The organism is Stenotrophomonas sp. SAM-B (genome assembly GCF_013387485.1).
GTDB classification, from domain to species: Bacteria; Pseudomonadota; Gammaproteobacteria; order Xanthomonadales; family Xanthomonadaceae; genus Stenotrophomonas; species Stenotrophomonas maltophilia_AA.
The window spans coordinates 1-452 of record NZ_JABBXB010000027.1 but is presented as its reverse complement, the minus strand read 5'-3'; the positions used below and the strand labels follow the sequence as shown (position 1 = coordinate 452).

Below are 452 nucleotides of genomic sequence, written 5' to 3'. Positions count from 1 at the left end.
CTACCAGGGTATCTAATCCCGTTTGCTCCCCTGGCTTTCGTGCCTCAGTGTCAGTTGTAGTCCAGAATGCCGCCTTCGCCACCGGTGTTCCTCCAGATATCTACGCATTTCACCGCTACACCTGGAATTCCGCATTCCTCTCCTACACTCAAGCCATCCAGTATCAGACGCAGTTCCCCAGTTAAGCTGAGGGATTTCACGTCTGACTTAGTTGGCCACCTACGAACCCTTTACGCCCAGTAATTCCGAACAACGCTTGCCCCCTCTGTATTACCGCGGCTGCTGGCACAGAGTTAGCCGGGGCTTCTTCCCTCGATACCGTCATGCCCACGACGTATGAGGTCGTAGGCCATTCTTCTCGGTCGAAAGGAGTTTACGACCCGAAGGCCTTCATCCTCCACGCGGCGTTGCTTCGTCAGGCTTTCGCCCATTGCGAAAAATTCCCCACTGCT

Annotated in this window: 1 rRNA gene; it reads right to left on the bottom strand. The window is 54.9% G+C overall.

The window, feature by feature from the left end:
• Nucleotides 1–452: ribosomal RNA gene (locus HH110_RS19070) — 16S ribosomal RNA — on the bottom strand; the annotation flags it as partial.